Origin of the sequence: uncultured Tepidimonas sp. (genome assembly GCF_938045175.1) — a bacterium.
Lineage (GTDB): Bacteria > Pseudomonadota > Gammaproteobacteria > Burkholderiales > Burkholderiaceae_C > Tepidimonas.
In genome coordinates this window covers 1-6470 of the sequence record NZ_CALIND010000104.1, presented here as the reverse complement: position 1 = coordinate 6470, position 6470 = coordinate 1, and the positions used below count along the sequence as shown (strand labels likewise).

Here is a 6470-nt window from a genome sequence, read left to right as displayed (position 1 = left end):
ATACTTGAACTTTTGCGCTATTCTCTTGTGGTTGAAGAAGCAAGGTATCGGAGGTCTGGACTTGAAAACCTTGATGCTACTCATGGCGCAGTATGACGCACAAGCCGTCATACCCGTAGAGGTCGTCTGTCGAGATTACTTCCAGCACCTGACGCCAGAAAAGTTCATTCGCAAATGTGCCTCTGGCGAAATACGACTCCCGTTGGTTCGCATGGAAGGGAGCCAAAAGTCCGCCAAAGGAATACATCTGCAAGACTTGGCGGATTATCTGGACGCCCGCCGTGAAGCAGCCAAAAAGGAGTTGCAGCAATTAACGTTCTAGGCAAGCCATGGATTATGATCGCAATCCATGAACATGCCCGATATCCAAACCATCAACGAGCAGCAGCTACACCTGCACTCGCCGGTGTGCTTCGATTGGTTCCACCCCTACACCTGCCCGTACCGCAGCGAGTCGCCGCACGGGGGTGAGGGGCGCGACAAAGGCGTGCTGATTGCCACCGAGCGCGGACTGGAGTGCATCGACTGCGGCTATTTGCAGCCGCTGCCGCGTCCGCGTGAGTTTTCGTTGGAGTCGTCGCTTGCCCTGGCATCAAGCCTTGGGCTTGATGTGCGAAAAATGCTCCAAGAGCAGCGGATTAGCGTTCAGCAACTCATCGACGCTTACCGCGAGGCACTCTCCACCAAAGGCGCTATCGTCGAGGGCATGACGCCCGAACAAGCCGAGCAAGCCGACAAGGCTTGACGGTGCATCGATACGATGCTGCTGTGCCTGCATCGAGTCCAGTTGGCCCTTGAGGGCGTAGAGACCCGTCCAGGACGGGAGTTTTCGCTATCGCCCGACTGGATCACGGACGAGCAGCACCCGAGTCCTGGCCAATGGATCGAGGTCGTGGGGCGCCGCACCGAGCACGACGGATCCCACAGCTACCGAATCCACACCCTTCCCTTTCAGGACTGGAAATTTTTGCCCGTTAGCATCGGGGCGAAAGTGCTAGGGTGGCGCCCGGCGCGGATGTAGTTGCCGTTCTTGCCGATGCGCACCATGTGCGTCAGCTCGTCGGTGGCGAAGGGCACATCCAGCACCACCTCCGGCGTGGTCGTGAGGGTCTTGACTGTCTGGCGGCTCCACATGCCCGTCTCGAAGCGGCCGCCATCGGCCAAATAGCGCCGCTGGTAGGGGTAGAGCAGCGTGGCGTTGTGTGGCATATGGTGTATCTCGGTGCTACACTGTGACCATGACCGCGCTGACCTTCGACACGCTCAAGTTCGCCCGCCGCCTCAAAGAGGCGGGGATGGACCCGCGCTTGGCCGAAGAGCAGGCCGAAGCATTGGCCGAGGCGCTGGAGGCGAATCTGGAAAACCTCGCCACCAAGGCCGACATCGCCGACCTACGCAAAGACATGCAGCTCATGGAGCAGCGCCTCATCATCAAACTCGGCAGCATGATGGTGGTGGCCGTGGGCGTGGTGGCGGCGCTTGCCAAGCTGCTGTGAGTCACGGCGGCGGATAGCAACGACGTCAAAATCCTCTCCACAGGCGTCGCCAACCTTGGCGAAGCCAAGCCCATCCAAAGGTGGGAGCCGCACGTGCGCGTGCCCAAAGTGGGGGCGCGATGACCCGGGCGGGCCACGTCACCATTGACCTGACGCTGCCCTCCCCGGCAGTCTCCCCAGTGCTACAAAAGTGCTACGCGATACCGCCGGACCTCGGGCTTCTCATAGGCGCGCTCGTTTTTCGTCTGTCCACTGCATCATCGGCGCCACCGACAGGCGCCAGGGGGAGCGCGGATGGGTCGGCAAGAAGTCGCTCATGGGGCGCGGATTATCTCCGATCGCCCCGCCGCTACCCCACGAGGGCGTCAACCCATGTGCAGGCCGCCGTTGATCGAGAAGTCGGCCCCGGTCGCAAAGCCGGCGTCGTCGCTGGCCAACCACGCGACGATGGAAGCGATCTCGCGCGGCTCACCCAAGCGCTTGACCGGGATCTGCGCGACGATTTTCTCCAGCACGTCGGGGCGAATCGCCTTGACCATGTCGGTGGCGATGTAGCCGGGGCTGACGGTGTTGACCGTCACGCCCTTGGAGGCCAGTTCCTGCGCCAGCGCCATCGTGAAGCCGTGCATCCCCGCCTTGGCCGCCGAGTAGTTGGTCTGGCCCGCCTGGCCTTTTTCGCCGTTGACGGAGGAGATCTGAATGATGCGGCCCCATCCCCGCTCGACCATATCGGGCACGACCTGCTTGGTGACGTTGAACATCGACGTCAGGTTGGTGTTGATGACCGCGTCCCAGTCTTCCTTGGTCATCTTGAGGAACAGCCGGTCACGGGTGATGCCGGCATTGTTGACCAGCACGTCGATGGGCCCGTGCTCCGCCTTGGCTTTGGTGAACGCCTGTACCGTAGAGTCCCAATCGGCGACGTTGCCGACGCTGGCATAGAAGGTGTAGCCCAACGCCTTTTGTTCGTCCAGCCATTTTTGATAGTCGCGCGTGGGGCCGCAGCCGGCGATGACCTTGAAGCCGGCCTTGTACAGGGCCTGGCAGATGGCGGTGCCGATACCGCCCATGCCACCGGTGACGTAAGCGACGCGTGGTTGGCTCATGGTGTGCTCCTCTGAGTGATGGGTGTGTGATGAAAAAACGGGGCGACGGATACGCCTCAGCGCTCGACACAGAGGGAGACCCCCATGCCGCCGCCGATGCACAAGGCGGCTAGCCCCTTGCGGGCGTTGCGGCGCTGCATCTCATGCAACAGCGTGACCAGGATGCGGCAACCCGATGCGCCGATGGGGTGCCCCAAGGCGATCGCGCCGCCGTTGACGTTCACCTTGGCCGGATCGACACCCAGCCCCAGGTTGACCGCGCAGGCCTGGGCGGCGAAGGCCTCGTTGAGTTCGAACAGATCGACGTCGGCTACCGACCAACCGGCGCGCGCCAGCGCCTTTTGCGACGCCGGCACCGGCCCCATACCCATGGTGGCGGGATCGAGCCCGCTGGTGCCGAAGCTGGCGATGCGCGCCAGCGGTGGCAGGCCAAGCTCGGCCGCCTTGCGCGCGCTCATGACCATGACGGCCGCAGCCCCGTCGTTGATGCCACTGGCGTTGCCGGCCGTCACGCTACCCGTTTTGTCGAAGGCGGGCTTGAGGCTGGCCAGCGCCTCGGCACTGGTCTTGCGGTTGATGTATTCGTCGGTGTCGAACAGCACCGGATCACCCTTGCGCTGCGGGATGCTGACCGGGACGATCTCGTCCTTGAACTTGCCCGCATCCTGCGCCGCAGCGGCTTTTTGCTGGCTGGCCAGCGCGAGCGCGTCCTGCATCTCGCGCGTGATGCCGTGCGCGCGGGCGACGTTTTCGGCGGTGATGCCCATGTGGTACTGGTTGTAGACGTCCCACAAGCCATCGACGATCATGGAGTCGATCATCTTCCAGTCGCCCATGCGTTGGCCCTCGCGGCTGCCCATCAGCACGTGCGGTGCGAGCGACATGTTCTCCTGCCCCCCCGCGATGACGATGTCGCTGTCGCCCCACGCCACCGCCTGCGCGGCCAGCATGACCGCTTTCAGCCCGGAGCCGCAGACGGCGTTGATGGTCAGCGCCGGTGTTTCCTTTGGCACGCCGGCCTTCATGGCAGCCTGGCGGGCCGGGTTTTGCCCGCAGCCTGCGGCCAGCACCTGGCCCATGATGACCTCACCGACTTGGGCCGCGGGCACCCCGGTGCGCTCCAGCAGGGCACGGATGACGACCGCTCCCAGATCGGTGGCGGGCGTCTTGGCCAAGGTGCCCCCAAATTTGCCGATGGCGGTGCGCACGGCACCCACAATGACGATGTCTTGCATGACGGATTCCTTCTCTGACCTGTTGAAAACCCAATCGGCGCGGGCAGCCGCCGCGCGCCGCCTCAAACGGTGGAGCCTCCGGTGGCCAACGTGGCCAGCGCATCCTCGGCGCGCACCTTGACATAGCGCCCGGGCGCGGGCTCGATGGGCCGGTAGCGTCGGTTGCCATAGGTGCGGGGAGCCGCGACCTGCCGCCCGGCCTGCGCCGCCAGCCAGGGCGCCCAATCGGTCCACCAGCTGCCCTTGTGCTCGGTGGCGGCGGCCATCCAGTCGTCCACCGCGGGCGGGAAGTGCCCCTCGGGCCCCGTCCAGAAACTGCGCTTGCCTTTGGACGCGGGATTGATCACCCCCGCGATGTGCCCCGACGCCCCCATGACGAAACGCACCGGGCCACCCAGGTGCTGCGTGCTCGCGTAGGCCCCACCGATGGGCACGATGTGGTCCTCGCGCGAGCCGTACACGTACGCTGGCACGTCGATCGCCCCCAGGTCGAGCCGCTGGCCACAGGTGGTCAGCTTGCCGGGCTGGCAGAGTTCGTTTTGCAGATACAGGTGACGCAGGTACCAGGCGTACCATTTGCCCGGCAGGTTGGTGCTGTCGCTATTCCAGTACAACAGGTCGAACGGCGGCGGCGTCTCGCCCTTGAGGTAGTTGCCCACGACGTAGTTCCAGACCAAGTCGTTGGGCCGCAGAAAGCTGAACGTGGTCGCCAGTTCCCGCCCGGGCAGCAGCCCGCCGTTGGCGAATTGCAGCTCGCGGTAGCGCACGAACGCCTCGTCGATGAAAACGTCGAGCACGCCCGTGTCGGTAAAGTCGAGCAGGGTCGTCAGGAACGTGGCGCTTTGCACCTTGCGCTCGCCGCGTGCGGCCAGCACCGCCAGCGCGGTGCCCAGCATCGTGCCGCCAACGCAAAAGCCCAGCGCGTTGATGGTCTCGGCCTTGCCGATCTCGCGCACGATGTCGATGGCGCGAATCACCGCGTCTTCGATGTAGTCGTCCCACGTGGCCTGCGCCAGCGTGGCGTCCGGGTTGCGCCAACTGATGACGAAGGTGCGATGCCCCTGCTCCACCGCGTAGCGCAGAAACGAATTGTCCGGCTGCAGGTCGAGGATGTAGTACTTGTTGATGCACGGCGGCACCACCAGGAACGGCCGCTCGTACACCTTGGTCGTGAGGGGCTTGTACTCGATGAGCTGAAACAGCGCGTTTTCGAACACCACCTGCCCTTCGGTGGTAGCGACGTTGCGTCCGACCTCGAACGCGCTGTGGTCGGTCATCGAGACGTAACCCTGTTGCAGGTCGTGCAACAGGTTCTGCACGCCGCGGGCGATGCTCTCGCCGCGCGTCTCGATGGCCTTTTGCTGCGCCTCGGCATTGTAGGCCCAGAAGTTGCTCGGCGCGCTCGCGTCGATCCACTGCTGGACGGCGAAGCGGATGCGGGCGCGCGTCTTGGCATCGGCCTGCACCGCGTCGGCCATGCGCATCAGGGTGCGGGTATGGAGCAGATACAGCGCCGCCGCGTGGGCCGCGACCGGGTTACGCGCCCAGGCGTCGCTGGCAAAGCGCCGGTCGTCGCGCGGTGGCTGTACCTGCAGGCCCTGGCGCCAGAGTTCGCCCAACTCGCGCAGGTAGTCCTGCTGGATCGCCGTCCACTGCTGGGGGTCGAGCGCCACCGGCTGGCCCGACAGACCCTGCAAGAGAGCGGACAAGCCGCCGATCTCTGCCCCGGCCCCGGGCGCGCCACCCGAAGCCAACCCGGCAGCCCCCCCTGGCATGGCCGACTGCATCGCCTGGATCCATGGCTGCCAGGCCTGCGCCGACCATGGCCCCCACGTCAATGGGTCACGGCCCGTCGTTGTCATCGCACGGTCTCCTTGTCGGTTATGGGCCACATGGTAACGCGCTGGACGGGCATTTCCGTGACAATCGCGCTCGGTGGCGTTCGGATTTTCCCGGGGGTCACGTTTCCATCGACCCTCGGCCGATGTCGAGTGTCGCTACCCAGACTTCCACGACGCTGACGGGCAGGCACCGATGTATCTCGTGATTCTGGCTTGGGGCTACGTGGTCTTGATGATGGTGCTGGCCGAGGCCCTCAGCCCCAATGGCACCCTGCTGGGCGCCTTTTTCACGCTGTTGCTCTACGGCGTGGGCCCGATGGCATTGGTCATTTATCTGATGGGCACACCGCTGCGCCGACGGCATCGGCGCAGCGTGAAAGCCGCCCAGGCCGATGCCGCCACAACCGCCACCGGTTCAGGCCAACCAGATGGCGGCAGCCTGCCGGCCACTGCCGCCCAGGACGGCGGCGTCGCGCCGGTGCGAGAAAAACCGTGACGCATCGCTGGCGGTGCACCAGGCGCGCGAGCCGTCATGACCACTGACCCGACCGAACCCCAAGCGCTGCAGGCGCCGCCGTGCCAGCAGCGGCAGGTTGGCCAGCCAGCGGTCACTGCGATTCGGTGACGGCGTGAAGGCGTCGGCGTCGGACGGGCAGACGGACACGAACGCCCGCACCACCTCGGGCCCGACCTCGAACGCCTGCTGCCCGATGGCGGCACCGATCCAGGCGCAGATGGTCTGGCGTCGCGCCGCGTCACGGGCGGCCGGCCAGTGCTCGCACAGCGCCTCCA

9 protein-coding genes are annotated in these 6470 nt (G+C 65.1%); 4 read left to right on the top strand and 5 right to left on the bottom strand.

Going from position 1 to position 6470, the window contains the following annotated elements:
- Window positions 1-322, top strand: a 322-nt coding sequence (locus tag Q0716_RS05565; RefSeq protein ID WP_366139719.1) for a pyocin activator PrtN family protein, incomplete at its 5' end; no start/stop codon positions are given.
- A 27-nt stretch (window positions 323-349) separates the two neighbouring features.
- A complete protein-coding gene (locus Q0716_RS05560) occupies window positions 350-745 on the top strand; it encodes a hypothetical protein (RefSeq protein WP_299020627.1) in 396 nt (131 codons plus the stop codon).
- 206 nt (window positions 746-951) lie between these two features.
- Here the strand turns inward: Q0716_RS05560 and Q0716_RS05555 are convergent, their stop codons facing one another.
- Window positions 952-1209, bottom strand: coding sequence for a hypothetical protein (locus Q0716_RS05555; protein ID WP_299020626.1), 258 nt, complete (start codon window positions 1207-1209; stop codon window positions 952-954).
- Window positions 1210-1238: 29 nt separating this feature from the next.
- Here Q0716_RS05555 and Q0716_RS05550 point away from each other — a divergent pair, with 29 nt between their 5' ends.
- On the top strand, window positions 1239-1496 hold the full coding sequence (locus Q0716_RS05550; protein WP_299020624.1) for a DUF1640 domain-containing protein: 258 nt from the start codon (window positions 1239-1241) through the stop codon (window positions 1494-1496).
- Between the two features lie 365 nt (window positions 1497-1861).
- Here Q0716_RS05550 and phbB read toward each other — a convergent pair whose 3' ends face one another.
- The 3 genes from phbB to phaC all read right to left on the bottom strand — a co-directional run bounded on the left by phbB (window position 1862) and on the right by phaC (window position 5624).
- Window positions 1862-2602 carry an acetoacetyl-CoA reductase gene (phbB, locus tag Q0716_RS05545; RefSeq protein ID WP_299020623.1) on the bottom strand — a complete coding sequence of 247 codons (741 nt, stop codon included), beginning with the start codon at window positions 2600-2602 and terminating at the stop codon, window positions 1862-1864.
- Between the two features lie 56 nt (window positions 2603-2658).
- The gene (locus Q0716_RS05540; protein WP_299020621.1) at window positions 2659-3837 is read right to left on the bottom strand and encodes an acetyl-CoA C-acetyltransferase; all 1179 of its coding nucleotides are present in this window, start codon (window positions 3835-3837) and stop codon (window positions 2659-2661) included.
- 62 nt (window positions 3838-3899) lie between these two features.
- Window positions 3900-5624 carry a class I poly(R)-hydroxyalkanoic acid synthase gene (phaC, locus tag Q0716_RS05535; RefSeq protein ID WP_299020630.1) on the bottom strand — a complete coding sequence of 575 codons (1725 nt, stop codon included), beginning with the start codon at window positions 5622-5624 and terminating at the stop codon, window positions 3900-3902.
- 247 nt (window positions 5625-5871) lie between these two features.
- Between phaC and Q0716_RS05530 the strand changes: the two genes are divergently transcribed.
- On the top strand, window positions 5872-6174 hold the full coding sequence (locus Q0716_RS05530) for a hypothetical protein (RefSeq protein ID WP_299020619.1): 303 nt from the start codon (window positions 5872-5874) through the stop codon (window positions 6172-6174).
- Here Q0716_RS05530 and Q0716_RS05525 read toward each other — a convergent pair.
- A partial coding sequence (locus Q0716_RS05525; RefSeq protein ID WP_299020616.1) for a laccase domain-containing protein occupies window positions 6094-6470 on the bottom strand: 377 nt, incomplete at its 5' end. The genes Q0716_RS05530 and Q0716_RS05525 overlap by 81 nt on opposite strands.

Coding starts and splice junctions, on each gene's coding strand:
- Q0716_RS05560 (WP_299020627.1), top strand. CDS start 350: ATGAACATGCCCGATATCCAAACCATCAACGAGCAGCAGCTACACCTG.
- Q0716_RS05555 (WP_299020626.1), bottom strand. CDS start 1,209: ATGCCACACAACGCCACGCTGCTCTACCCCTACCAGCGGCGCTATTTG.
- Q0716_RS05550 (WP_299020624.1), top strand. CDS start 1,239: ATGACCGCGCTGACCTTCGACACGCTCAAGTTCGCCCGCCGCCTCAAA.
- phbB (WP_299020623.1), bottom strand. CDS start 2,602: ATGAGCCAACCACGCGTCGCTTACGTCACCGGTGGCATGGGCGGTATC.
- Q0716_RS05540 (WP_299020621.1), bottom strand. CDS start 3,837: ATGCAAGACATCGTCATTGTGGGTGCCGTGCGCACCGCCATCGGCAAA.
- phaC (WP_299020630.1), bottom strand. CDS start 5,624: ATGCAGTCGGCCATGCCAGGGGGGGCTGCCGGGTTGGCTTCGGGTGGC.
- Q0716_RS05530 (WP_299020619.1), top strand. CDS start 5,872: ATGTATCTCGTGATTCTGGCTTGGGGCTACGTGGTCTTGATGATGGTG.